The organism is Adhaeribacter sp., from assembly GCF_057359045.1.
Genome location: NZ_JBMQUD010000026.1, coordinates 15,624 through 40,842 on the forward strand (window position 1 = coordinate 15,624; position 25,219 = coordinate 40,842).

Annotated in this window: 24 protein-coding genes; 11 read left to right on the forward strand and 13 right to left on the reverse strand. The window is 42.4% G+C overall.

Annotated features, from left to right (window positions below):
* The first annotated feature begins 73 nt into the window (after positions 1-73).
* The 3 genes from cdd to ACO1R6_RS04640 all read left to right on the forward strand — a co-directional run bounded on the left by cdd (position 74) and on the right by ACO1R6_RS04640 (position 2,182).
* Positions 74-565, forward strand: a complete 492-nt coding sequence (gene cdd / locus ACO1R6_RS04630; RefSeq protein WP_486262586.1) for a cytidine deaminase — start codon at positions 74-76, stop codon at positions 563-565.
* Positions 566-617: 52 nt separating this feature from the next.
* Complete coding sequence (locus tag ACO1R6_RS04635) at positions 618-1,418, forward strand: lipid II flippase Amj family protein (protein WP_486262587.1); 801 nt, start codon at positions 618-620, stop codon at positions 1,416-1,418.
* A gap of 227 nt (positions 1,419-1,645) precedes the next feature.
* The gene (locus ACO1R6_RS04640) at positions 1,646-2,182 is read left to right on the forward strand and encodes a DUF922 domain-containing protein (RefSeq protein ID WP_486262588.1); all 537 of its coding nucleotides are present in this window, start codon (positions 1,646-1,648) and stop codon (positions 2,180-2,182) included.
* A 99-nt stretch (positions 2,183-2,281) separates the two neighbouring features.
* Here ACO1R6_RS04640 and ACO1R6_RS04645 read toward each other — a convergent pair whose 3' ends face one another.
* The 7 genes from ACO1R6_RS04645 to ACO1R6_RS04675 form a co-directional block, all read right to left on the reverse strand.
* The gene (locus tag ACO1R6_RS04645; RefSeq protein WP_486262589.1) at positions 2,282-2,932 is read right to left on the reverse strand and encodes an NAD(P)-dependent oxidoreductase; all 651 of its coding nucleotides are present in this window, start codon (positions 2,930-2,932) and stop codon (positions 2,282-2,284) included.
* A 71-nt stretch (positions 2,933-3,003) separates the two neighbouring features.
* Positions 3,004-3,411, reverse strand: a complete 408-nt coding sequence (locus tag ACO1R6_RS04650; RefSeq protein ID WP_486262591.1) for an Rrf2 family transcriptional regulator — start codon at positions 3,409-3,411, stop codon at positions 3,004-3,006.
* Between the two features lie 223 nt (positions 3,412-3,634).
* Positions 3,635-4,384, reverse strand: coding sequence for an SDR family NAD(P)-dependent oxidoreductase (locus ACO1R6_RS04655; RefSeq protein WP_486262592.1), 750 nt, complete (start codon positions 4,382-4,384; stop codon positions 3,635-3,637).
* Between the two features lie 3 nt (positions 4,385-4,387).
* Positions 4,388-5,128 carry a type IX secretion/gliding motility protein PorT/SprT gene (porT, locus tag ACO1R6_RS04660; RefSeq protein WP_486262594.1) on the reverse strand — a complete coding sequence of 247 codons (741 nt, stop codon included), beginning with the start codon at positions 5,126-5,128 and terminating at the stop codon, positions 4,388-4,390.
* Entirely contained in the window at positions 5,077-5,799 is a 723-nt protein-coding gene (gene ubiE / locus ACO1R6_RS04665) for a bifunctional demethylmenaquinone methyltransferase/2-methoxy-6-polyprenyl-1,4-benzoquinol methylase UbiE (RefSeq protein WP_486262596.1), read from the reverse strand. Before ubiE ends, porT begins: the two co-directional genes overlap by 52 nt.
* Positions 5,800-5,962: 163 nt before the next feature.
* Positions 5,963-7,798: an OmpA family protein gene (locus tag ACO1R6_RS04670; protein WP_486262598.1), complete on the reverse strand. Its 1,836-nt coding sequence runs from the start codon at positions 7,796-7,798 to the stop codon at positions 5,963-5,965.
* A gap of 648 nt (positions 7,799-8,446) precedes the next feature.
* Positions 8,447-10,423, reverse strand: a complete 1,977-nt coding sequence (locus ACO1R6_RS04675; RefSeq protein ID WP_486262600.1) for an OmpA family protein — start codon at positions 10,421-10,423, stop codon at positions 8,447-8,449.
* 306 nt (positions 10,424-10,729) lie between these two features.
* Here ACO1R6_RS04675 and yihA point away from each other — a divergent pair, with 306 nt between their 5' ends.
* The 4 genes from yihA (at position 10,730) to ACO1R6_RS04695 (ending at position 13,699) form a co-directional block, all read left to right on the forward strand.
* Positions 10,730-11,332 carry a ribosome biogenesis GTP-binding protein YihA/YsxC gene (gene yihA / locus ACO1R6_RS04680; protein WP_486262601.1) on the forward strand — a complete coding sequence of 201 codons (603 nt, stop codon included), beginning with the start codon at positions 10,730-10,732 and terminating at the stop codon, positions 11,330-11,332.
* A 68-nt stretch (positions 11,333-11,400) separates the two neighbouring features.
* Positions 11,401-11,802 (forward strand): energy transducer TonB, encoded by a 402-nt coding sequence (locus ACO1R6_RS04685; RefSeq protein WP_486262602.1) that lies wholly within the window; start codon positions 11,401-11,403, stop codon positions 11,800-11,802.
* A gap of 20 nt (positions 11,803-11,822) precedes the next feature.
* A complete protein-coding gene (locus ACO1R6_RS04690; protein WP_486262604.1) occupies positions 11,823-12,293 on the forward strand; it encodes a DUF5606 family protein in 471 nt (156 codons plus the stop codon).
* Positions 12,294-12,442: 149 nt separating this feature from the next.
* The gene (locus ACO1R6_RS04695) at positions 12,443-13,699 is read left to right on the forward strand and encodes an aspartate kinase (protein WP_486262606.1); all 1,257 of its coding nucleotides are present in this window, start codon (positions 12,443-12,445) and stop codon (positions 13,697-13,699) included.
* A gap of 130 nt (positions 13,700-13,829) precedes the next feature.
* On the opposite strand, the gene ACO1R6_RS04700 is transcribed toward ACO1R6_RS04695, so the two are convergent.
* The 4 genes from ACO1R6_RS04700 to ACO1R6_RS04715 form a co-directional block, all read right to left on the reverse strand.
* On the reverse strand, positions 13,830-14,294 hold the full coding sequence (locus tag ACO1R6_RS04700) for an SRPBCC family protein (RefSeq protein WP_486262608.1): 465 nt from the start codon (positions 14,292-14,294) through the stop codon (positions 13,830-13,832).
* A gap of 94 nt (positions 14,295-14,388) precedes the next feature.
* Positions 14,389-15,303 (reverse strand): hypothetical protein, encoded by a 915-nt coding sequence (locus ACO1R6_RS04705; protein WP_486262610.1) that lies wholly within the window; start codon positions 15,301-15,303, stop codon positions 14,389-14,391.
* Between the two features lie 15 nt (positions 15,304-15,318).
* The gene (locus ACO1R6_RS04710) at positions 15,319-16,551 is read right to left on the reverse strand and encodes a nucleoside recognition domain-containing protein (RefSeq protein ID WP_486262612.1); all 1,233 of its coding nucleotides are present in this window, start codon (positions 16,549-16,551) and stop codon (positions 15,319-15,321) included.
* Between the two features lie 73 nt (positions 16,552-16,624).
* Positions 16,625-17,701: an aminotransferase class I/II-fold pyridoxal phosphate-dependent enzyme gene (locus ACO1R6_RS04715; protein WP_486262614.1), complete on the reverse strand. Its 1,077-nt coding sequence runs from the start codon at positions 17,699-17,701 to the stop codon at positions 16,625-16,627.
* 247 nt (positions 17,702-17,948) lie between these two features.
* Here ACO1R6_RS04715 and ACO1R6_RS04720 point away from each other — a divergent pair, with 247 nt between their 5' ends.
* Positions 17,949-18,566, forward strand: coding sequence for a tetratricopeptide repeat protein (locus ACO1R6_RS04720; RefSeq protein ID WP_486262616.1), 618 nt, complete (start codon positions 17,949-17,951; stop codon positions 18,564-18,566).
* A gap of 246 nt (positions 18,567-18,812) precedes the next feature.
* A complete protein-coding gene (locus ACO1R6_RS04725) occupies positions 18,813-19,229 on the forward strand; it encodes a BrxA/BrxB family bacilliredoxin (protein WP_486262645.1) in 417 nt (138 codons plus the stop codon).
* A gap of 146 nt (positions 19,230-19,375) precedes the next feature.
* Here ACO1R6_RS04725 and purD read toward each other — a convergent pair whose 3' ends face one another.
* The gene (purD, locus tag ACO1R6_RS04730; protein WP_486262618.1) at positions 19,376-20,653 is read right to left on the reverse strand and encodes a phosphoribosylamine--glycine ligase; all 1,278 of its coding nucleotides are present in this window, start codon (positions 20,651-20,653) and stop codon (positions 19,376-19,378) included.
* Positions 20,654-20,887: 234 nt separating this feature from the next.
* Positions 20,888-23,068, reverse strand: coding sequence for a DNA helicase RecQ (gene recQ, locus ACO1R6_RS04735; protein ID WP_486262619.1), 2,181 nt, complete (start codon positions 23,066-23,068; stop codon positions 20,888-20,890).
* An 84-nt stretch (positions 23,069-23,152) separates the two neighbouring features.
* Here recQ and ACO1R6_RS04740 point away from each other — a divergent pair, with 84 nt between their 5' ends.
* A complete protein-coding gene (locus ACO1R6_RS04740) occupies positions 23,153-24,124 on the forward strand; it encodes a KpsF/GutQ family sugar-phosphate isomerase (RefSeq protein WP_486262621.1) in 972 nt (323 codons plus the stop codon).
* Positions 24,124-25,200, forward strand: a complete 1,077-nt coding sequence (locus ACO1R6_RS04745; protein WP_486262623.1) for a mannose-1-phosphate guanylyltransferase — start codon at positions 24,124-24,126, stop codon at positions 25,198-25,200. Before ACO1R6_RS04740 ends, ACO1R6_RS04745 begins: the two co-directional genes overlap by 1 nt.
* The last annotated feature ends 19 nt before the right edge of the window (positions 25,201-25,219 follow it).

The following is a 25,219-nucleotide window of genomic DNA, read 5'->3' on the forward strand; positions in this document are numbered from 1 at the left end:
CTTTTACTGGGCGTATGGCATTTTACGGAGAAAAGAGTACATTTAGTTCCTTTTACTAAACGCCAATATTTGCATGGCTCATAAATTAGAAATTAATATAGCAATAGAAGTATTTGCTTCAGCAGCCGAGTTACCCACCGATGAACAACATTTATTAGCCCAGGCCCAAACTGCCAGCCAACATGCGTATGCCCCCTATTCTAATTTCCTGGTTGGGGCCGCCCTGTTACTCCACGACGGGAACATTTACCTGGGCAACAACCAAGAAAATGCCGCTTACCCCTCGGGCTTATGCGCCGAACGTACGGCTTTGTTTGGCATGAGTGCAAATAATCCGGAAAAAATAATCCGGAAAATTGCCGTTACAGCTACCCGGAGCGGAACCCACCAATATGTTGCGGCCCTGCCCTGCGGCGGTTGCCGCCAGGTTATGGCCGAATACGAAAACCGCCAGAAAGCCCCCATAACCGTTATTATGCAAGCCGATAATGGCCAGGTGTATCGCTGCGACTCCGTAAGTATGTTGCTGCCTTTGCAGTTCTCTAAACATAATTTGGGGTTATAATTAATTAATTTATACAGGTGTTAGCAACAAGTCAATTAACCCTCAATACTAAATGACCACGCAGATTGTAATTGTATTAGTTCTGACTTTTATAATTAATATAATTACAACGCTGTCTTATTCGGTTAGGATAGTTGGTATTAGAACAGGAAGAATTGCTATCTCTTTTGCTTTATTTAATATTTTAGTGCTAATCTCAAGAACCGCTAATGGTTTCCAGGCACCATTATTAGCAAAGGCAGTTGAGGATGATATTAAAAGCGGAATATTGGACAATATTGAACCGTTCAGATATGTAATTCTTTCATGTACAGTAGGTACAGTTATCGGAGCCATTTTAATTCCTACATTTCAAAGGGTACTTTCTAAAGCAGTATTAAATTTTAGTGTTTATAAATCCATACCTAAGTTGGTTTTACATGGATTCTCTAAAACGGGTATTCTTTATTTTAAAGAAAGCCTTACCATTCCTGTAAAAGAGAATCTTACGCAAATCCAAATGGATAAATACTTCCCGTGGAAAATATTCATATTAAATGTTGTTGCAGTAGCAATTTTAACTATTGGCGTTTTATCAGCTGTATATGCCTCTTATTTAAATCCAGAGTACCGGACAACAGCTAGTAATCTTTCAGCATTTATCAATGGCTTTGCCACTATTTTAATGTTTACCTTTATTGACCCGCATTTATCTGTTATGACCGATGATGTAGTTATAGGGAAATGCTCAGAGACAACTTTTAGGAAATACATCGTATACATGGTTATAGCCAGACTATTGGGAACATTGATGGCACAAATACTATTTTTCCCTTGCGCAAAATTGCTAGCTAGCATTGCAGAAATAATGTAAAGTGGCTCAGCAACATACACCAGCGAAAAGCATTACTAAAGCACTATTCCTTGCTCTTAATCCCCGCTTACTAAAATATTCGTATTGTTCGGCAAAAAGTTAAATGGCACAATATTAGCCTTTCTGTTCAGCCCGGAGCTACTAGCCACATTATTAAAGAAGATTGATTCTTTTTTAAGGCAATATCTGATATCCGGATAAACAATACTGAACAGTTAATGGGCTATATGAAAATTTTATTTTCTCTTGTAAGTGGGCTGCTGTTATCCTTAAGCGGCATTTGCCAGAATGCGGATACCTTGGTGTACCAAACCGGCCGTAAACTAACGTGGCAAGATTTTAAAGGGAAACCCCGTACTGCCGACCGGAATAATGGGGCCGAAATAAAAGTTACCATTAATTTAAAAGTTAAAAAGGTAAGCTTTTGGACCGGTAAAACAACTTACGATGCTTTTGCGGTAGCCTTTGCGCATGAGTCGTGGGTTAAGCCCGCCTATAAAGACGATTACACCTTAGCGCACGAGCAACTGCACTTTGATATTGCCCATATTTACGCCGAAACCCTGGAAATGGAAATTAATAATTTGCCCAATGCGGCCCGGCAAAAAAAGGAAGTAGCGGCATTGGTGGAAAAATACGTAAAAGAAATGAGCGCTTACCAGGCTTTGTACGACCGGGAAACCAGCGGCGGCAATAATAAAGCAAAACAAAAAGAGTGGGCACAAAAAATAGAAAAAGATTTAAATCTTTTCGGCGCTCGTTAAGGTCCTAGGTTACTGGTTTTGGGGAATATTGCTTTAAATATTATCTAAGTCAGAATAAGCTGCTTTTAACAACCTATTCTGGCTTAAATATTTTTATTATCAGTAAGCTACCGTAAACCGTTGTTGGTAGTGTTTGGGATTTTCCAGTTCATCCACAATCGCAATGGCCATATCTTCTACCGAAATAATACTCCGGCCATTTTCATCAAATACCGGGTTTTCCAGGCCCTGGCGGTACGATCCGCGGCGCTCGCCCGATGTACCCTGGTGCATTTCAATGGCCGGGCTTAAAAAGGTCCAGGCTAAATCTTGTTCCTGCTTTAAAATATTTAAATATTCGCGGGCCGCTAGCGCTCCGGGTTTATATTCGGCCGGGAACTGAGGCGTATCAATAAGTTGGGTCTGGGGATCAACGTACAAACTACCGGCCCCGCCTACTACAAAAAAGCGCTTTACTCCCGATTTTTTTACGCCGTTCTGAATAGCCTGCGCTCCTTGTAAAAACTCTTCGTAAATATTGGGGTTGGTCCAACCAGGGTTATAACAGCTCACAACTACGTCGTGGCCCTTCACTGCTTCAGCTATTTCGTTTTCGTTTAAAGCGTTGGCACTAACCGCCGTTACTTTGGCTTCGGTTTTAATTTTTTCGGGATGGCGGGCAATAGCGGTAACTTCGTGCCCCCGCTGGACTAACTCATGTAAAACCGCTGTGCCTACAAAGCCGGACGCCCCAATTAATGCTACTTTCATGTGGTAATTATTTAAATAGGTTATAAATATTATCTGTAATAATTAATATAACAGTTAAGAACAAAAAAAAATTACTTAAACTTTTTACTAAAATCGGCCAAAGTTGTTTCCTGCAAGTTTTTAATTAAGGCTGCCTCTGCCTCCTGGTACAAATTTTCTAAATGCTGATTGATGTTTTTACCGATTGGACATGCGGGATTGGGCTCGTTGGCCCGGCCCAACAACGGCGACGAATTAACGGCTCTATAAACATCGGCAAGCTTAATATTTGGGGCTGCTTTGGCCAGGGTACTGCCGCCGCCTTTCCCTTCTTTGCTTTTGATTAAGCCGTGTTCGCGCAAATTGCTCGTCTCCTTCCGGACAATAGCAGGGTTTATGCCAATACTGCCGGCAATATATTCCGACGATAACAACTCTCCTTGCTTGTACGCAAGCAAAGTAAGAATGTGCAGTGCAGTAGCAAATCGGCCGTTATACATACTGTAATATTATTTATTACAGTACGAAGGTAAAATAAGTTTAGTTCCAGTACAATTATTTACTGGATTTCATTTTAACCCCTATAATTTAGGCAGGATTGTAAATAAAAGCTGAAAATAAACTTTGCAGAAAATAGCAAAGGCAGGTTAATCGAAGGAAAACCTGCCTGCTAATAGTACTATCAAATAAAATTGATATAACCTTAATTTACCCCAACTATCATCAGGCTTTTTGAATAACAGTGGCCGACGCTTGTGCCGTTGGGAGCAATAAAATATCGGCCAGGTTTACGTGGGCCGGACGGGTAACCATAAACAAAATTAAATCGGCAACGTCTTCGGCTACCAAGGGTTTAAAACCCTGGTAAACCGCGGCTGCCCGGTCTCTGTCGCCTTTAAAGCGTACTTCCGAAAACTCGGTTTCTACCGCGCCCGGTTTAATTTCCGAAACTTTAATACCTTCTTTTAACAAATCGAAGCGCATGCCCTGCGTAAGCGCATTTACTGCGGCTTTGGAAGCACAATAAACGTTGCCGTTGGGGTAAACTTCTATTCCGGCTATAGAGCCAATATTTATAATATGCCCCTTTTGGCGGCTAATCATCAGGGGTATTATTTCTTTTGAGACGTACAGTAAGCCTTTTACATTTATATCCAACATCATGTCCCAATCCGTTAAATCGCCGTTCTGGATGGGCGCTAAACCGTGGGCATTGCCGGCATTGTTAATCAGCACATCAATCTGGCGCCACTCTTCGGGTAAACCCGCTATAGTTGCGGCTACCTGGGCCTGGTCGCGTACATCAAAAGTAAGCGGTAGTACCCGGGCCGTCGATATTTCGGCTTGTAGTTCCTGCAACCGTTCGGTACGCCGACCAGCCGCAATAATATCGAAACCATTTTGCGCCAGTAACAACGCAGTAGCCCGGCCAATACCCGAAGTAGCGCCGGTTATAAATGCAATTTTAGCCATAATCTAGTTTTCGAAATTAAGGTAAAGCGTAATGGTGTTGGAACGCATGCCCTGCACACTGCGGCTGTAAGGGTTTACGCCCGTAGCGTACCGGTTTACAATACCATTAGAGAAACGTAATTCGGGCGCAAATTTAAAGAACGGATAAAACATATCTAAGCCAACGCCATATTCAATGGCAAAATCCTGGGTATTCACTTCCAGCTCGGTGCTGGCACTGGCTTTCTTTTTGTTGCCTACGTCTATACCGGCTTTGGCACCGCCTACAAAATACATGCGTACGTTGCCCCGGCGCAACGACTTAAATTTAAAAAGCAACGGAAACTCTACTGATGTAGAACCCATTTCCTGCATTACCGTGGAACTGCTGGTTTTATATTCTATGCCGCGCGAGTAAAAACTTACTCCTGGCAAAAAGCGCAGGTCAATAAAATCGGTAATGCGTTTATTTAAAATAAAACCAATAGAAAAGCCCGGATAAAACTTAGGATTTATCGCCATGGTATCGCGCACCCGCTCTACGTAATAATCAGAATGCGTTAACGTAAACCGCGAAGTATTGCCCGCCAGGAAAAAACCATAGTGCATCGATTTATCGTCGTGGCCCGGTAAATTTTCGCGGACATAGCGTTTTTTTTGCGCGTGCGCCGAAAAGCTTAAAAAGAATAAAAGCTGAAATAGAAAGAAAAAGATTATTTTATACCGGTATAAATAGAACTGATGCCAAAGGTTAGGGAATGCCATTGCGTGTTTTTAAAACCTACTTGATTTAAAATCGAAATAAAATCTGCGCCATCCGGAAATGCCTGTACCGACTCTGGCAAATACGTATAAGCCGCCTGGTCTTTAGAGATTAACTTACCGAAAACGGGCAATATTTGTTTAAAATAAAAATTATACACTTGCTTAAACGGGAAAGACTGGGGTTTAGAAAACTCCAGAATCACAATCCGGCCACCCGGCTTTAACACCCGATGCATTTCCCGCAGTCCCTGCGGCAAGTTTTCAAAATTACGGACGCCAAAAGCCGCCATGGTTCCATCAAAGGTATTGTCGGCAAAAGCCAGGTTTTCAGAATCGCCGAGCTGTAGCTCAATTCTATCGGTTAACTGGCGTTTCTTTATTTTTTCCTGCCCTATGGCCAGCATCCCTTCCGAAATATCTACCCCAATTATTTTTTCTGGTTTTAGTTGCAGAGCTTCTATGGCAAAATCGCCGGTGCCGGTAGCAATATCTAAAATTAAAGCTGGTTTGCTTTGCCCCATAACCTTAATGGCTCTTTTGCGCCAGTAAATATCAATGCCGGCACTTAAAAAATGATTTAAAAAATCGTATTTGCCCGCAATGCTGTTAAACATTTGCGCTACCTGCGATTTTTTATTTTCCTGTGCATCTTTATATGGAACTACCGACATGCTGTAATTATTGTGAGAACGAAAAGCCAAAATTAGTAATCTGATAACTTAAATTTTAGAAATATGTTGTAAAAAAAAGGCTAAACCTCCGTTTAGCCTTTTTTTGCCCTTGCGGGTTATCTTAAAAAGAAATGGTCTACCTCAATTATCTTTTCGGTTTTACTTATTTCGATTCGTCGGCGCGGGGAATAATGGTAAATTCGGTCCGGCGGTTTAACTGCATATTTTCTGGCGTATCGTTAGGTACGGCTGGCCGGCGCTCGCCGTAGCTAACGGTAATTAACCGGGTTGGCGCAATACCGTTTTTAACCAGATAGTCGTAAGCCGCTTTGGCGCGGTTCTCACCCAAGGTCATGTTATAAGCATCGCTATGGCGCGAATCGCAATGGCCGTCAATCGAAATATTTAACAACGGATTGGCTTTCATTACCGAAATTAAAGTATTCAGCTCCTGCACCGATTCGGCCCGCAGGTCATACTCGTCGGTATCAAAGTAAATAGGCTGCACAGCCAACCGGCCCAAACCAGCGGTATCGGCAAACGGTACGTAAAAATCTTTTTCAATCACCGTGGTATCGTTGGTTACCACGGGTACATCAAACTCTTCGTTGGCAATACTGCGGCCATCTTTGGTTACAGCTACTTGGTATTTCCGGCCCGATAAAACACTCACCTCGTAAGCACCGGTACCGGGTTTGGTTACATCGCGGTAACTAATGGCTTGGCGGTTAGCTTGCTGGCCGCTAAATACCAACTCTACACCCGGAATAATGGATTTATCGCGCAGGTTATATACGTGGCCCCGGATGGTGATATTTTTAATGTAGTTAATGGTCCAGATATCTTTTTCGCCGTAGCCGCCCATGCGGTAAGACGACAGGTAAGCATACGAACCATCAGGGCTTAAACGGTAATAGGCATCGTCGTCGGGGGTGTTGATGGGATAACCCATGTTTTCGGGTTTGCTCCAGCGGCGCGATACCGAATCGAATTTGGTAACAAATACATCGTAACCGCCCATGCTGTTATGGCCACGCGAAGTAAAATACATGGTTTTACCGTCGCGGGTTAAATACGGGCTGTCATCATCTTCGGGCGAGTTAATTAAAGTACCCATGCTCTTGGGTTTACCCCAGTCGCCGTTGGTTTCCCGCTCCGATACATAAATATCTTTATCGCCGTTTTCGGAATAATGGCTGGTTGAGAAGTACAGAAACTTACCGTCTGGCGTAATGTACGCATCACCTTCGTAATCGCGGGTGTTAATGTTGCTGCTCAGCGGCTTAGGTGCCGACCAGGTGCCATTTTCGCGGGTGCTGTAAAAAAAGTCGCCGTTGTTCTGGTCGCGGTACAAGAGCAGTTTGGTATCGTTATCAAACAACTGGATAGCGGCATCGTGGTACTGTGAGTTTACGTTGGCTACTGGTTTAGGAGCTTCCCAAGCATCAGGGCCGGTGCGGCGGGTCTCAAAAACATCCTCAAAATATTCGCCGTACTGGTCTTCTTTACCACCTGTTACGTTTTCGGCCCGTGAGGTAAATAACAAATAGTTATCGTCGGAGGCTATTACGGGGCTGTGCTCCGAGTAAGCCGTATTTACCTGGTCGCCTAAGTTTTTAACAAAAATATCGCGGGCGTTGTTAAACTGGGCCTTGGCATTGCGGCTTTGCTGCATTAAACGCGCAATTTCCGGTTTACGCTCGTCGTTCTTTTTAAGGGTAGCATCATAAGCGCGGTAATGCGCAATGGCTTCGTCGAAGCGGTAGTTGATATGATCGATGCGGCCTAACCAATATTCTACATCTTTGGCTACTTTAGGTTTAAGCCGCTGTGCCCGGTAAATGTAATCGCTGGCTTTTTCCTTATCGAAAGAGATGTAACTAACGCCGGCTTTAAAAAGGGCTTCTGCTTCGTCGGGGTCTTTCGTTAATATTTGTTCGTAAAAAGGAATAGCCGAGCGGTAAGCTTCATCATTAAATAATTTGTCTCCTCTTTTCATTAACTGCCGGTTACTCTGCGCCATTGCAGATACCGCTACCAGCAGCGTAAAACAGAACAGCAAGGAAAACTTAAAAACTCTGGAGGCTAATTTATTCATAAGGGCTAAAGATTGATATCTGGTGAGTTTTACGTTTTTACTGTTTTTTAACGATTTAAAATATATGGTGATTTAGAATAAAATAAGAAATATTATATTTTACTAGGCCTATACGTTATTTTTAATGGTTTGATATAACCTTTAACCTAGTTTTTATTCAAAAATTTATAACATTTGCCCTGCGCTTGCCAACCTGTATAATTCTGCTTTAAGGCAATTTGTGCGCTAAGATAGAAAACTTACGTTTATTCAAAAAAAATATTCTGCTAAGTACACTAAAATATCCAGGGCAAATATATAGTTAATTATTTATATAGTTTAATAAAGGTAGCTGCAATCTTACATATAAATGTGGTTGGTTAAACGGCAGGCCATATTTTATTATTTACTAATTTAAATTAATAACCGGGCAATATTTAATTTAATTAAGAATTTAATTTTGCCTTTATCGCGCTAAACGCCGTAGGGTTTAAACAAAAAAATTGGGTAATTCATACACTTCTGAATTACCCAATTTTTATATAATTAAGTGGCTAAGTTTCTGCCCGGTTATAGCTCGTTATCCACAAAGCTAATGGTCATGCCGGTAGTTTTGGTAATTTTATCATCGATAACGGCATCTTTTTTACCCTGAAAACTAACCCGGCCGGGTTCAATGCCTTTGGCGCGTAAATATTTAATAATCGCGGCGGCTCTTTTGGCATTTAAATTCTTTTTGTACTGGAAGGTATCATCGGGGTTTGCATAACCGGTAATTAAAACATCCAGGTTCGGGTTGTCTTGCAAGTAGGTATATAACCAATCTAATTCGGCTAAAGAATAACTTTTAATGTAGTCGTGGTTCGGGAAAAAATGCACGTTTTGCAAAGTTACTGCCGCCTGCGCATTATCGCGGAAAAGCATGGGTTGCACTGCAACGGCTTCCGCCTCGGGTTGCTCGGGCACCACCACCGACTCCGAAGTAACCGGGTAACCATCGCTTTCTAAAACCAAACCGTAATTTTTATCACGGGCTACTTCAATTTCAAAATAGCCGTTTACGTCGGTTTCCAGAATTGCCTCAGTACTCAGCAAGGTTTTATCGAGTAAAGTAACGCGGGTATTTATCGGCTGACAGGTAATGGCATCGGTTATAAAGCCTTTTAACAGGAAAGTATTTTTCTCTACCGCCGGAGCAGCCGTTTCGGTGGGGTAAAGAATAAAGTCGGAGTCTAACATGGCAGTATAACCACCTTCCAGAGTATTCAGATCGGCCAGTTCTTCGGTGGCCGACGGCACAATGGCATATATATCGCTCTCGCCAAAGCCACCGGGGCGGTCAGAAGAAAAGTAAGCCATTTTACCGTCTTGGGTTTGCATGTAAAAAGCATCGTCGTAAGGCGAGTTTACCGGCACGCCCACATTTTGCGCTATCGACCAAACTGTGCCATTAATGGTGGATTTAAAAATATCGTAGCCGCCTATAGAGTTATGGCCTTTAGAGCTAAAATATAAAATATTGTTTTCGGCATTCAGGAAAGGGGCATCTTCGTCGTAAGCGGTATTGATATTGGCTCCCAGGTTAATGGCTTCGCTCCATTTACCGTTGCCTTCGTTAATACTCATGTACAAATCTAAACCACCGTAACCACCGGGCCGGTCACTAGAGAAAAAGGCAAAGTTACCATCGGCCGACAAGGTAAAAGATAATTCATGGTGACGGGTGTTAATGGCCGAGCCTAATTTTACCGGTGCTTTCCAAACGCCATTGGCTTTTTCGCTCTCGTAAATATCGCCGTTGGCTTCTTTGTTGCTGTACAGGTACATTTTATTGCCATCGGGCGTAATGGCCAAAATAGCCTCGTGCTTGGGGGTGTTAAAAGGCTTGTCCAGGCGGTTAGGCTCCGACCAGCCTTTTTCCTGGCGGGTCATCAGAAATATATCTTCGTCCTGGGCAGCATTGTTTTTTGCCGTAGCTTTGGGGCGCTGCGAGGTAAACAAAAGGGTTTGGTCGTTGGCGGTAAGCACCGGCACGTGGTCGGTGCTAGAGGAGTTAACCAATGCGCCTAAATTATGCACCTGCACTTTTGTAGGGTTAGCCATTAATTGCTTACCGGCTACGCATTCGTTTATTTTTTTCTGATAAACGGCAATTTCGCTGCTGTTTTTACTTTGCCGCTTCAGCAAATCAAAATACAAAGTAATTGCGTTATCAAAATCATTAGATAGCTGATAGGCCAGCCCTAATTGTTTATTTAATTCTTCGGAGTAGCCTTTGTGCATCTCCAAGGCCTTTTTTAAGTATGCAATAGAACGATCAGGCTGGTCAGAACTTAAATACAAGCTGCCCAAGCGGGCATTCGATAAATAATGGTTGGGAGTAGTGCGCAGCACTTTTAAATAAAGTTCTTCGGCTTTTACCAACTTGTTTTCAGCGTAAGCTGCTTCGGCCTCCTGAAAACTAGTTTTGTATAATGGTTCTGCAATGGTGGTAGTACAAACAAACATTGCAAGCACCAACATAACTGATTTGTAATTCTGTTTCATAAATTTGATGTTGGTAAGTATTACAGACCTGACTTAAATATTATAAATTCTATTATGAAATTTTTATTAACCAATAACAACCCAATACTTAAAATAATTGCACTTATTAAACATTTATTTACCTAAGCAATTTTAAATAAATATTTTTTAGTACAATCCTTAAAAAATTAAATCGCCTTAAAACATTAAATAATAAGGCTTTTTACTTACTAAGTGTAGTAAATTTAAAACAACTTTTATCTATATTCAAAATATATAATGATAATTTTTCAATATATGATAAAGTTATAAAATAAGGTAAAAATAATGATAATCAAAGAAGCTACTTTTATCAGCAGCAATACTACAGTGGCTAAGTGCCCGGAAACTACCCTACCCGAATATGCCTTTATCGGGCGCTCCAACGTAGGTAAATCATCGCTTATAAATATGCTGACGGGGCGGAGCAAGTTGGCTAAAACATCTTCGTTTCCGGGTAAGACCCAGCTGATTAACCACTTTTTAATTAACAACAACTGGTACCTGGTAGATTTGCCGGGTTACGGCTGGGCCAAAGTGAGTAAAGAGTCGCGGGAGAAATGGCAAAAAATGATAAAAGCTTACCTGCAGCAGCGAAAAAACCTGGCTTGCGTTTTTTTATTAATAGATTCGCGGCACGCACCTTTAAAAGCCGACCTGGACTTTATTCAGTTATTGGGTAGCATTGGCGTGCCATTTGTGGTAGTATTTACCAAAACCGACAAGCAATCTTTAAATAAAACCCAGGAAAATGTAGCCGCTTACAAACAAAAATTGCTCGAAACCTGGGAAGAACTCCCGCCTATTTTTCTTTCCTCGGCAGAAGAAAGAATGGGCCGCGATGAAATTTTAGGTTTTATAGATTCGGTAAATGCCGACCTGAACAAATAAGTTAGTAAATTGGCACTAAAATTGGGCAACCTTCTGTTATTTACCCGTTAAAACTTTATTAAATATTTATGAAAATGAAATTTTCGCTTTTGTTTGCCCTTTTGTTACTCGTTGGTGTTGGTTCGGCTACGGCGCAAACGGCTGCTCCGGCGCCGGTTAAATTACAAAGTCCGCCGGTAACCGATAAAGTTTTGCCGGCAGCTGAATTTTACGAAGGCGGCCAGGCGGCCATGTATGAGTTTATTAACAAAGAGATGGTTTATCCGCCTTTGGCTAAACGTAACCGTATTGCCGGCCAGGTAATAATAAGCTTTGTGTTAAACGAAGATGGTACCACCTCTAGCCACAAAATTGTAAAAGATGGTAGTGGCGGTATGGGCGCCGAAGCGTTACGTTTAGTAAAACTTTTAAAATTTAAAGGGCCCGGTTATAGCCTAAATACCAGCATTCCTATTAATTTTAAACTTTAATTTAAATTTTATAAATATTTATGCCTGTTGAATTAAAAGATATTGCTTCTATTGCCGGCATGAGCGGATTATACCGGGTGGTAAGTCCCTCGCGCAATGGTATTGTGGTAGAAACACTCGATGAAAAAAATAATCGTTTTGTCGCACAGGCAAAGCACCGGATATCGTTGTTGAGCGAAATTTCGGTTTACCAGGCCAATACCGAAGAAACCTTGCCTTTGGCCGAAGTATTTGATCGAATCCGGAAGGAATTTGGCGATGACCTGCCCGTAAACAGCAAATCCGATAACCCGGCATTAATCCAGTTTATGGAAACCGTAGTTCCGGATTATGACCGCGACCGGGTGTATATTTCGGATATTAAGAAAATAGCAGGCTGGTACACCATAGTAAGCAAACACGTACCTTTTACCACCGCCCAGGCCCCATCTGACGAAGCCGCGGCGCCGGAAGCGGTAAATGCCGAAGACACAGGCTCCGAAAAAGCTTAAAATTAAAAATCCTCGTAAGAGGATTTTTTTTTGCCTACGTCTGCCCACCAAGCCCGTTTAGGGTTAAGAAACTTTGTACCATTAAAAATTCAATAGTTGTAAAGGCCGGAATAAATTTTAACCTTTAGGCTCTTCTATTTAAGTAACGCATGAAAGTTTTTAAATTTGGTGGAGCCTCGGTAAAAGATGCGGCGGCCATCCGGAATGTAGCGGCTATTTTATCGCTTTACCCCGGCCCTTTGGTAGTAGTGGTATCGGCCATGGGTAAAACCACCAACGCCTTAGAAAATATTTACCAGCAAGCGGTAGCACAACAAGATTTTCACACCCCGCTCCAATCGCTTACAGATTATCATCTGCAAATAGCCCAGGCCTTATTCCCGGATAAACAACACCTGGTGTTCGAAAAGTTACTGGCACAATTTGCAGAACTAAGAAACTACCTTATCCAGCTTCAGCCGGGTAATTACGATGAGCAGTACGACCAGGTGGTAAGTTACGGCGAAATGATTTCGTCGGTGTTGCTGTACCATTATTTAGCCGAGGCCGGTTATAAAGTAGTTTGGCAGGATTGCCGTACCTGTATTTGCACGGATGCCAGTTGGCGCGAAGCAAAAGTAGATTGGGCCGTATCCGAAAGCAACATACAACAACAGGTAACGCCCTTGCTCCGGGAGAATATTGTGGTTACGCAAGGTTTTTTAGGCGGTACTACCAACCAGCGCACCACTACGCTGGGCCGGGAAGGCTCTGACTTTACGGGGGCAATATTTGCTTATTGCCTCTCGGCCGAATCGCTAACTATTTGGAAAGATGTGGCCGGCTTTTTAAATGCCGACCCCAAACATTTTAGAAACACCTTTAAATACGAAGAAATTTCTTACCAGGAAACGGTAGAAATGGCTTATTACGGCGCCAGCGTAATTCACCCCAAAACCATTAAACCCCTGGCCAACCGCCACATTCCGTTGTATGTAAAATCTTTTCTGCACCCCACTGATGCCGGCACTGTAATCCGGGAAACCAAAAACGATAAACTGGCTCCGGCTTTTATCCGGAAAGATAACCAATGCCTGATTTCGTTTGGCGTGCGCGATTTTACTTTTATTTCGGAAAAAAACTTAAGTGTAATATTTCAGGCCTTGGCCGATTTGCGTTTTAAAATAAACCTGATGCAAAACTCGGCCATCTCCTTCTCGGTTTGCTCCGACTACGACCAGCAGCGATTAGAGGATTTAAAAAACCGTTTGCAGGAGCAATTTGTTATTCATTACAACTCCTCGCTTTTGCTGTATACCATAAAAAACTACACCGAGAACAGCATTAATTTTTTAACTGTAGATAAAGAAATATTACTGGAGCAGCGCACCCGTTCTACGTTTCAGTTTGTTTGCCGCGACCATTAAGTCCTTTTTTAAAGTTTATTTTTGTTAGCCGATGGGCAAAATGACGGCCGTACAAAACTTGACAGAAAAAGCTTTTATAAAAAGGATAGCCTGCTGATTAAAGGGAAAAATGCAGCGGGCTTTTCTTTTATTAGCCGTGTGGCAGTATTTCTTTCGGGAATTTATCGGCAATTAAATTTAATGTAATATTATGTTCCAGAAATGCCTTTAAGCCATCGAGTACCGTTGTAAAACCACCCGTCGAATCTTTAATGGTATTTAAAAGCTCGTCGCCGGTTTGGCTAAATCCATAATTTCTGATGGTAACATAAGTGGTATCATTGCTTAATGGCTTAAACGCAAAGTCTACCGTGGTGGCGGGCTCGTCCCATTCAATTAATATTTTTTCATTTACCACAATTTCCTTAACCAGCACATCGGTCCAAACATCATACATCTCCCACTGCCATTTAACTGTTTTGCCCACTTCCAGCTTGCCACTCCCTTTGGTAAACCAAAAATGCTTGGTTATCTCGGGATCCACAAAGGCATTAAACACTTCGGCTACTGGTTTCCGGATTAACATCTGCGCTTCTACACATGCGGCGTCATTCATAGTTGTTTAGTAAGGTTTAGTATAGAAAATATTAGATTAGCCTGTTATACATATTAAAAGATTAGAAAAGCCAGGTTGCCATGCGCCCTATAATTTATCTGGCATGACAGCTTATTTTTTTATCGGTATTCGCAAAATACTGGCTTATAAGCGCGTATAGTTCCGGATCGTATTGCTTTAATTCGGGCCGGGTATTTATTTCGTTGTGCACACCATTGGCCGGACTGGCTTCCAGGTTTAAGTTAAACCAGCTTTGCACACCTTCGGCAAAATATTCGGATGAGTTGGTAGCAGCATAGGTGTTTTTCCAGAGGCCTGCCGCCAACGCATTATTATAAATCTTAACCAACTTATCTTGAAAATCTTTTTGACTAAATCTTAAGCCCATTTCATGAATGGTATGGGCAAATTCATGAATCAGAATATCTTCGCCCCGATAACGATCGTTTTCATAACACAAAAGGTTTTCTTCGGCGCAACTGGTTGCCGGGCGGGCTAAAGTAGCGCCCAGGCCGCGGGATCGGGTATTCCAGTTTGTCGCCGGAAAAGCTTTGTTTAAATCGCTGTGCTCCGGAATATCGGTGGTTTGTTCGGTTTTACCCATTACTGCCACTCTAACTTTGTTCTGGCTAATTTTAGCAATTGCCGCATCCGGAATTTTCTCCAGCATAAGTAAAATTATTGCCTGGGCCTGGTACAAGGCAGCATCGGGTACCTGGTTTGAACTAACCACCGGAATACCTTTTACATTTAAATATTTCTGGTAAAACGTACTGTACCCCAACGCGGCCGGTACTTTGCTTACAAAAGATGTGCTGTCTGGCAGGGGGGCCAGAGCAGGAAGCAACAGTTTACCAGATTTCTGCTGCCAAACGGGCCAATAATCCGGCAATATATTTATTGGCCAAACTTGCCCATACGCGCGGTTATTTCCGGTTGCAAACCTTTCCGGAAAAACAAAGGCCTGGCTAACTAAAAGCGCTCCAAAAATGAATCTAGTAATTAGCATAAGCTAGTTAAGTTATTAATGGAAAAATAAATAAGCCATGGCTATAGCCGTAATAACCCCCACCAAATCGGCCAAGAGGCCGCAGGTAACCGAGTAGCGAGTGTTGCGAATACCAACCGACCCAAAATAAACCGCCAGAATATAAAAGGTTGTTTCGGTACTACCCTGTATACACGAGGCCACCCGACCTACAAACGAATCGGCACCGTAGGTTTTCAGAGTATCCAGCATCAGGCCGCGGGCACCGCTGCCGCTCAGGGGTTTCATAAAGGCAACCGGTAAAGCCGGTACAAACTCGGTATTTATGCCCAATTGCGCCAGGGCCCACCCCATGCCGTTTACCACCATATCCAATGCTCCCGAGGCCCGAAATACCCCAATAGCCACCAGCATAGCCACTAAGTACGGAATGATATTTATGGCCACGCCAAAGCCTTCTTTAGCGCCTTCAATAAAAGCATCGTAAACATTTACTTTCCGGAGCCAGGCCAACGTTATAAAAGATACAATAATCGAAAACAGAATTACATTACTGGCAACTTGCGAAATAAGCGCCACCCGCTCCTGACTTTGATTTGATAGGTAATAAATAATTAAGCCAATCAGCAGAAAAGCCGTGCCTAGGTAAGCCATAACTACGCTGTTAAATAAATTAATGCGCTGGTAAATAGCCACAATTATTAAGCCCACCAAAGCACTGATAATAGTTGTGAGCAAAATCGGAATAAAAATATCCGTAGGGTCGGCAGCGCCCATTTGGGTACGGTACACCATAATGCTAATAGGAATAACCGTAAGCCCGGCGGTATTGAGCACCAGAAACATAATTTGGGGGTTAGAAGCCGTTTCTTTGGTAGGGTTTAGCTCCTGCATTTCTTTCATGGCTTTTAAACCCAGAGGCGTAGCGGCATTATCTAAACCCAGCATATTAGCCGAAAAATTCATGAGAATAGAGCCAAATACCGGGTGGTTCTTGGGTAGATCCGGGAAAATACGGTTAAAAAATGGACCAACGGCTTTTGCCAGAATGGCCACAATACCACCCTGCTCTCCTATTTTCATCAGCCCCAGCCACAAGGTCATTACACCCGTCAAGCCCAAAGATATTTCAAAACCGGTTTTAGCATTATCAAAGGTACTGGTTACCAAAGCCTGAAAAATAGCTGTATCCTGAAAAAATATTAATTTAAAAAGGGCAATGGCAAAAGCAATCAGAAAAAAAGCAATCCAGAGGTAGTTTAAAGCCATGTATGCTGCTAAAAGTAAAGTTAATTGGGCTTACAAGATAGTATTTTAGGTCGATAGAATTTTAACTCCTGTATTAAACTGTTTGTATTTCGGCGCAAAAATTATTTATGTACTTGGTGAGCGTATCTAAATCGGTGGGGGTATGCAAACTATTTAAAATAACGCGGGTAATGGGTGCATGGGCCGGCGTAGGATACGAAAAACTGGAAATAAGAATATTATGCGCCAGCAGGTATGGGTATAACTGATGCTGAGGCGTGTAAAAGACCGGGTAGTTGCGCAAAAACCGGAATAAGCCGGGGTATTTAAGCTTAGCTAAAAAATAACGGATATTAGCCTGTAATTGCTGTCGGGCCTGCTCATAAAGTTGCATGCTCTGCATAAAAGCGTACAAATAAGCCGGCGCAACCGGGGACCCGCCGCCAAAAAAAGAACTTTTTTTAAAGGTATCGATACTGGCTTTATCGGCCAGGATAACGCCTGCCGGAATACCCAAAGCTTTGCCAATTGAACTCACCACAATTTTAGAGACAAAAGACGGCACTTGCAATTGGTTAAAAATTCCTGCTCCATTTTTACCGGTAATTCCAAAGCCATGCGAATCGTCGATAATAAGGGTAATATTTCTATTGGTATGGGGTAAAGATTGTAGCCAATCCATAGAATATTCCTGGGCAAAGAGCGGGTCGAGGGCGTTAAACAACAGGAATATTTTCTGCGCAGATGACGCGTTGATTAAGCGGGGAACTTGCTGCGCCCAGGTATTAAATTCCTGTTCTGAATAAAGAGTCGGGTTTAAGCCCAAAGCCGGGTGCACGCCTGGGCTATATATAAAATCGCCGGTGCCAGCCAATGTTCTTACTACCAATTGCCCGGCCAAAAAGCCTGACGAAACAGTTAAAGCCGCTTCGGCACCGGTATAAGCCGCCAGGTAATTTTCAGCTTCGGCAAAAATAGCTAACTGTACATTAGATAACCGCGAACTGGAATAATTGGTACCGTAGCGCTGCTGCCCTTCGTGCAAATAGGCATTAAAATCCGGGTTTCGGCCCATGCCCAGGTACGAGGTTCCACTAAAGTATAAATATTCTTTATCGGCCGTACGCAAGGTTCGGCCCGGCAATTCCTGGGTAACTAAATCCGGCGACAACACTTTTGATTCTTATGAGAAGATTTATTTATCTCTAATAAACATAAGTATGCATTAGAAAACAAACTAATATTTCCTGTTGCGCACGGCACAATAGAATAAAATAATTTTAAAGATTTGGCTATGACTGAAAAAAGAAACCGGGCAATAATAGCGTTTTAGCCGGATTTTATTCTTACTTAAAGCTATATAGCCATTATATTTTATAACTTAGTAGGCCAAATGAATAATTAACATATCTCAAAAGATGAATAAAATTTACGCGCTGTTCTGCTTTTTATTCTTTTTAATGGGAAGCTTAGCAACTGCCCAGGCCCAAACTGCCCAGGAATATTTAGATGCCGGTAACCGTAAGTTTAAAGCTCAAAATTTTAATGCGGCCATCGAGGACTTTTCCCAGGCCATAGCTTTAAAACCAGATTTGGTACAAGCCTATAATAACCGCGGATTAAGCTATACCAGCCTCCGTAACTATGTTAACGCCATTCTGGATTTTAATAAAGCTTTAAAATTGGCTCCCCGGCAAGCCGATATTTATTATAACCGGGGCCTTGCTTACGCTGGTCAGGGAAAACAGGCGGCTGCTATCCAGAATTATTCGCGGGCAATAGAATTAAAACCGGCCTTTGGTGCGGCCTATTATAACCGGGGTATAGCCAAAGGATTGTTAAAAGATAATGCGGGTGCCATTACGGATTTTACCCGGGCTACGCAGCTAGATCCGCAAGATGCTGCTGCTTATTATTTATTAGGCATGGCCCAATTTAACCAAGGGAACCGGCAAGGCGGCTGCCACAACTGGGAAAAAGCCAGCCAAATGGGCTATGCCAAGGCTAAAATAATTTTAAACCAAAAATGTAAATAGCTGGTTGTACTGTATTTCCCCGCGAATAAATTACGCCATTGAGCTAGCAATTGCCCCTACAACCCTAATTTTTCTTAAATCCCAAATTATCTAAAGGCTAACCTGAACCCAGCTAAACGACTGTTTGTTCTACTGATGTAAACCGGTAATACAAAGAAATCTGATCCTGAACCTTTCGGTTTAAATTGGGTTTATATATTTTTGCATTATATTTAATTAAATAAATTAAAAATTAGTAATATGGGAATGTATCCTGAATATATGGTGGCTCCAATTCGTGAAGATTTAACTTCAGCTGGATTTGAGCAATTAATGACCCCCGAAGAAGTAGAAAAAGCTTTATCTGAAAATGAGGGAACCGTTTTAGTAGCCGTGAACTCGGTTTGTGGCTGTGCCGCCGCCAAAGCACGTCCGGCCCTGAAAATGGCAGTTTCGGCTTCTGATAAACGTCCGGATAAGCTGGTTACTGTTTTTGCAGGTATGGAAACCGAAGCGGTAGCAAAAGCCCGGGAACACATGCTGCCGTACCCTCCTTCTTCGCCGTCTATTGCCTTGTTTAAAAACGGCGAGTTGGTGCACATGATTGAGCGTTACCACATAGAAGGCAACGACCTGGTAAGAATTGTAGATAACCTGAAAGGCGCTTTCGATGAATATTGCTAAACTGCCTTTTACCTGGTTAACCGGTTTAACTGCCTAAAATAAAAGCGGGCTGAATTTAAATATTCAGCCCGCTTTTATTTTTTATAAGCTTAATCTTTAGAAAACAAAAGAATATTTCTACTAAAGTATTCGCAGTTTATTAAATTTTACTGTAAATCAAAGCCGATGTCTTTGCGGTAGTAGCGGTTATTCCAGGTTACTTTTTCGGCCGCCGTGGTTGCTTTGGTTAAAGCTTCGGGAATATTAGCGCCCAACGCCGTTATCGCAATTACCCGGCCACCGTTGGTAACAATCTGGTCTTTGTCATTTACACCGGTACCGGCATGAAAAACAAGCACTTCGGCCTGGGGTTCTAAACCGGTAATAACATCACCTTTTTCATACGCTTGGGGGTAACCGCCAGCTACCAACATAATGGTGGCCGCAGTACGCGGATCAATATCTAATTTAAAACTACTTAATTCGCCGTCGTGCATGGCCCGGAACAATTCAAACAAATCGGTTTGGATGCGGGGTAAAATGGCTTCAGTTTCCGGATCGCCTAACCGAACGTTATATTCAATTACATACGGCTCGCCGTTTACATTCATAAGGCCAATAAATAAAAAGCCGAAATACGAAATTTCTTCTTTTTGCAAACCGGCAATAGTAGGCTTAATAATGCGCTCTTCTACCTTTTGCATAAAAACGGCATCGGCAAACGGTACTGGCGAAATAGCACCCATGCCACCGGTATTCAGGCCGGTATCGCCTTCGCCGATACGCTTATAATCTTTGGCTTCCGGCAGCATTACGTATTCTTTGCCATCTGTTAAAATAAAGGCCGATAACTCTATACCGGTTAAAAATTCTTCGATTACTACTTTATTACCGGCGGCACCAAACCGGTTCTGGTGCAACATGCCTTCCAGCTCGGCACTGGCTTCTTCGTAGTTTTGCGCAATTATTACGCCTTTACCAGCGGCCAAACCATCGGCTTTTAGTACAACCGGATATGGGTGTGTTTTTAAATAATCCAGCGCTTCAGTATAGTTTTCCTGGGTAAAGGAGCGGTAGCGGGCCGTTGGTATGTTATGGCGCTGCATAAATTTTTTAGAAAAATCTTTGCTGCCTTCCAGTTGGGCGCCGTCTTTACACGGACCTACCACCAATATATGTTTCGAATTTTCGAGGCTTTTAAAATAATCATGAATACCTTCAACCAAAGCCGCTTCCTGCCCTACTACTACCATCATAATATCGTAATCGTCAGCAAATTTGGCGAGCACTTCAAAATCAGTAATAGCAATATCTATGTTGGTGGCTACCTGGGCGGTGCCAGCGTTACCTGGCGCTACAAATATTTTGTCGGCGTACTGGCTTTGGCGCAGTTTCCAGGCCAAAGCGTGCTCTCTTCCTCCCGAACCAATAATTAATATATTCATGTTATAATAATTTGCTGAACTGGTCTTTTTTTTAATCGGTTATTTAGGCTAACCTAAGTGGCGAAGTTACAGCTTTTAGGAAATGGATTTAAATTTCGTTCAGGAATTTTAATTTATGAGGTTATAAAAAATAAAAGGCCAACCCTAAGCGGCTGGCCTTTTTTATATCTATTTTAAATGTTTAAAAACTTTTTAAAGCGATTAAATAAAGTTAAATATTTGTAGCCTAAACACTTAGTTAGCGTATTCCGATAAGAATTTAATCCGCATCAGGCGCAGATCTTCTTCGGTGTAATCGTCGGTACCTAATTCTTTTAAAGCAACAGCAATATTATCGGTGCTGGCGTGCATAAAGTAATCGTAAATTTCATCCTGCCGCTCTTCGTCCATTACTTCGTCTATATAATAATTAAGGTTTAGCTTAGTGCCGGAGTAGCAAATGTGCTCAATTTCTTCAATGAGCTCGGCCATGGTTATATCTTTAGAAGCGGCAATTTCTTCTAAATCCATCTTTTTATCGATCTGCTGAATAATGTAGATCTTAATTTTAGATTTATTTACCGCCGATTTTACCACCACATCAGCCGCAGTTACAATATCGTTGTCTTCTACGTATTTGGTAATTAAATCCAGGAAGGGCTTGCCAAACTTCTGCACTTTACCCATACCTACTCCCGAAATGTGGGCCAGATCTTCTTTTTTAGTGGGGTAAGTAGTAGCCATCTCTTTTAAAGACGGGTCTTGGAAAAGTACGTAAGGCGGCAAATCTAACTGATTAGCCATTTTTTTCCGTAGCGCTTTCAGCATGTCAAACAGTACGGTATCGTGCCCGGCCGAAGACTGAATTTCTTCTTTTTCTTCTTCTTTCTGAACTTCTTCTTCGAAGTTATGGTCTTTGGCTATTTTTACCGGATGCGGCGCATCAATAAAATCTAAGCCTTTCTGGGATATTTTAAGTACGCCAAAGTTTTCAATGTCTTTTTCTAAGAACCCCGATAAAAGTATTTGCCGGATTACGGAAGTCCAGAACTGCGCATCTTGTTCACTGCCTTTGCCATACACTTCTAACTGGTCGTGGCCATAGCTTTCTACGTACTGGTCTTTCATGCCGGTAAGCACGGCTACCAGGTGGTCCATGCCAAAACGCTGGTCGGTTTGTACTACAGTTTTCAAGGCCAGTAAAACTTCGTCGCCGGCTTCAAACCGTTCTTTGGGGTGCACACAGTTATCGCAGAAGCCGCAGTCTTTCTCAAAGATCTCGCCAAAGTAGTGCAGCAATTGTTTGCGCCGGCAAACCGCCGAATCGGCGTAAGCGGCCATTTCCTGGAGCAAAAGTTTAGAATTATCGCGTTCCGTAACGGGCTTGTCTTTGCTAAACTTTTCGAGTTTAACAATATCGTCGTAAGAATAGAACATGAGGCAATTGCCTTCCAGTCCGTCGCGCCCGCCCCGGCCGGTTTCCTGGTAATAACCTTCTATAGATTTAGGAGTGTCGTAATGAATAACAAAACGTACATCGGGTTTATCAATGCCCATTCCAAAAGCAATGGTGGCTACAATTACGTCGGCATCTTCGTTCAGGAAAGCATCCTGGTTGGCCATGCGTATATTAGAATCTAAACCGGCATGGTACGGCAAGGCTTTAATATCGTTTACACGCAGCAGTTCGGCAATTTCTTCTACTTTTTTGCGACTCAGGCAGTAAATAATACCGCTTTTGCCTTTATGTTTTTTAATGTATTGGATTAGCTGCTTTTTGGTATTGTGCTTGGGCCGCACCTCGTAGTATAAATTGGTCCGGTTAAACGACGATTTAAATACCGAAGCATCGTCCATTTGCAGGTTTTTCTGAATATCGAGCTGTACCTTAGGTGTAGCCGTGGCGGTAAGTGCAATAATGGGCAAATTACCAATATTATCGATAATACCGCGTATTTTGCGGTACTCAGGCCTGAAATCGTGTCCCCATTCCGAAATACAGTGGGCCTCATCAATGGCAACAAAAGAAATTTGCGCTTTTTGTAAAAAATCTATTGTTTCTTCTTTGGTTAAAGATTCGGGCGCTACGTAAAGCAGCTTTACCTCGCCGCTAATGGTTTCTTTTTTTACCTTGTTCATCTCCGCTTTGGTAAGCGTAGAATTTAAAAATTGGGCATTAACCCCAAAGGCATTTAACTGGTCTACCTGATTTTTCATCAGGGCAATTAGCGGCGAAATTACAATTGCCGTACCCGGCAGCACAAGAGCCGGAAGCTGATAGCACAACGATTTTCCAGCACCAGTTGGCATGATTACAAATGTGTTGTTCCCATTTATAATATTGTTAATTATTGCCTCTTGGTTACCTCTAAATTGGTTATACCCAAAAACTTCTTTTAATTTGTCCTTTAAATTTACCTCTTGTGTTACTAACATGTTTATGGGGTGAGAATATTTCTGTTGTTTTTAAAAAAGCTTGATTGTCTAATTGCTGCAAATATTGCGTAATACAAATTTAAATTGAATATAATAAAAAATATTACTTTAATAGCAAAAAATGTTTTGCAGGAAGAGGCCAGGGCCATTAAACAGCTGGAAAACTACCTGGATGCTGATTTTGAAGCTTGTGTAAACGATATTTTGGCCTTAACCGGCCGGGTGGTAATAACCGGAATTGGTAAAAGTGCCCATATTGCCGCCAAAATTGTAGCTACGCTAAACTCTACCGGCACCCCGGCTTTATTTATGCACGCTGCCGATGCCATTCACGGCGACATTGGTATGATACAGCCAAACGATTTTGTAATCTGTATTTCTAAGAGCGGCAACACTCCCGAAATAAAAGTTTTAGTACCCTTGCTTAAACGCAAAGGCTCTAAACTGGCGGCTATGGTGGGCAACACCGAGTCTTATTTGGCCCAACAAGCCGATTATGTTTTAAATGCTACGGTAGAACGCGAAGCTTGTCCGCATAATTTAGCACCAACCGCCAGCACTACGGCCGCCTTGGCTCTGGGCGATGCCCTGGCGGTATGTCTGCTGGAAACCCGTAACTTTGGCAGCGGCGATTTTGCCAACCTGCATCCGGGTGGGGCTTTGGGCAAACGTTTGTACTTGCGGGTATGCGACATTTATCCTCAAAATGCTGCTCCGGCCGTAAGCGAAACCGCTTCTTTAAAAGAAATAATTATTCAGATTTCTTCTAGCCGCTTAGGTGCCACGGCTGTTTTGGCGGCTGGTAATCAAAATTTAATCGGCATTATAACTGATGGCGATCTAAGGCGCATGCTGGATAAGTACGATTCTTTACAAACCATTCAGGCCAAAGACATCATGACGGCGGCTCCCTTAACCATTGATGAAGATGAATATGCTGCGGCCGCCCTGGCAATAATGCAAAAGCGCAATATTACGCAGCTAATTGTTACAAAATCTGGTAACTTTGCCGGGTTTATTCACTTACACGATTTACTTAAAGAAGGCTTGATTTAATGGAAAGCAAAAACACATTTGTAGTAATAATGGCCGGTGGCATTGGTAGCCGCTTCTGGCCTTTTAGCCGCACCAATAATCCAAAACAGTTTCATGATGTACTGGGTGTAGGTGCCAGTATGCTGCAAATGACCGTAAATCGTTTTCAGGATATTTGCCCGCCCGAAAATATTTATATTGTTACCAACCAGGACTACAAAGGTTTGGTACAGGCACAACTGCCACAACTCCACGACGACCAGATTTTGTGCGAACCAATTGGGCGGAACACGGCCCCGGCTATTGCCTACGCCAGCTATAAAATAAATAAAATAAACCCCAACGCTACTTTGGTTGTGGCCCCGTCTGACCACGTTATTCTGAAAGAAGAAAATTTTAAGGATACAATCCGTGAGGCGCTGGCAGCCGCCCAAGCTTCGGATGTACTGATTACCTTGGGCATTACGCCCAGCCGCCCCGATACCGGTTATGGCTATATTCAGTTTATAGACGAAGGGCAGCCCCTGAAAAAAGTAAAAACCTTTACCGAGAAACCAAACCTGGAACTGGCGCAAATGTTCCTCGACAGCGGTGATTTTGTTTGGAACTCCGGTATATTTATCTGGAGTGTGCGCTCGATTATTTCGGCCTTTAAACAATATTTAAGCGAAATTGCCGAAGTTTTTGAAGATGGATTGTCTTACTTGTATACCAACCGGGAAGATGAATTTATTTCGCGGGCTTATACCCAGTGCCGCAATATTTCTATTGATTACGGCATCATGGAAAAAGCCGACAATGTTTTTGTACTGTTAAGTGATTTTGGCTGGTCGGATTTAGGCACCTGGAACTCACTTTATAGTATCAGCGACAAAGACGAAACCGGCAATGTGATTGACGGCGATGCCCTACTTTACGATACCCACAACTGTATTATAAAAACGCCCAAAGAGCGCTTAGTTGTTATAAATGGTTTAACTGATTTTATTGTAGCAGAATTTGATAATGTGCTCATGATTTGTCCGAAACAAGATGAGCAAAAAGTAAAGGATTTTGTGGCCGATGTAAAATCTAAAAAAGGCCCCGGCTACAATTAATCGTTGTGCTTTAATCGTT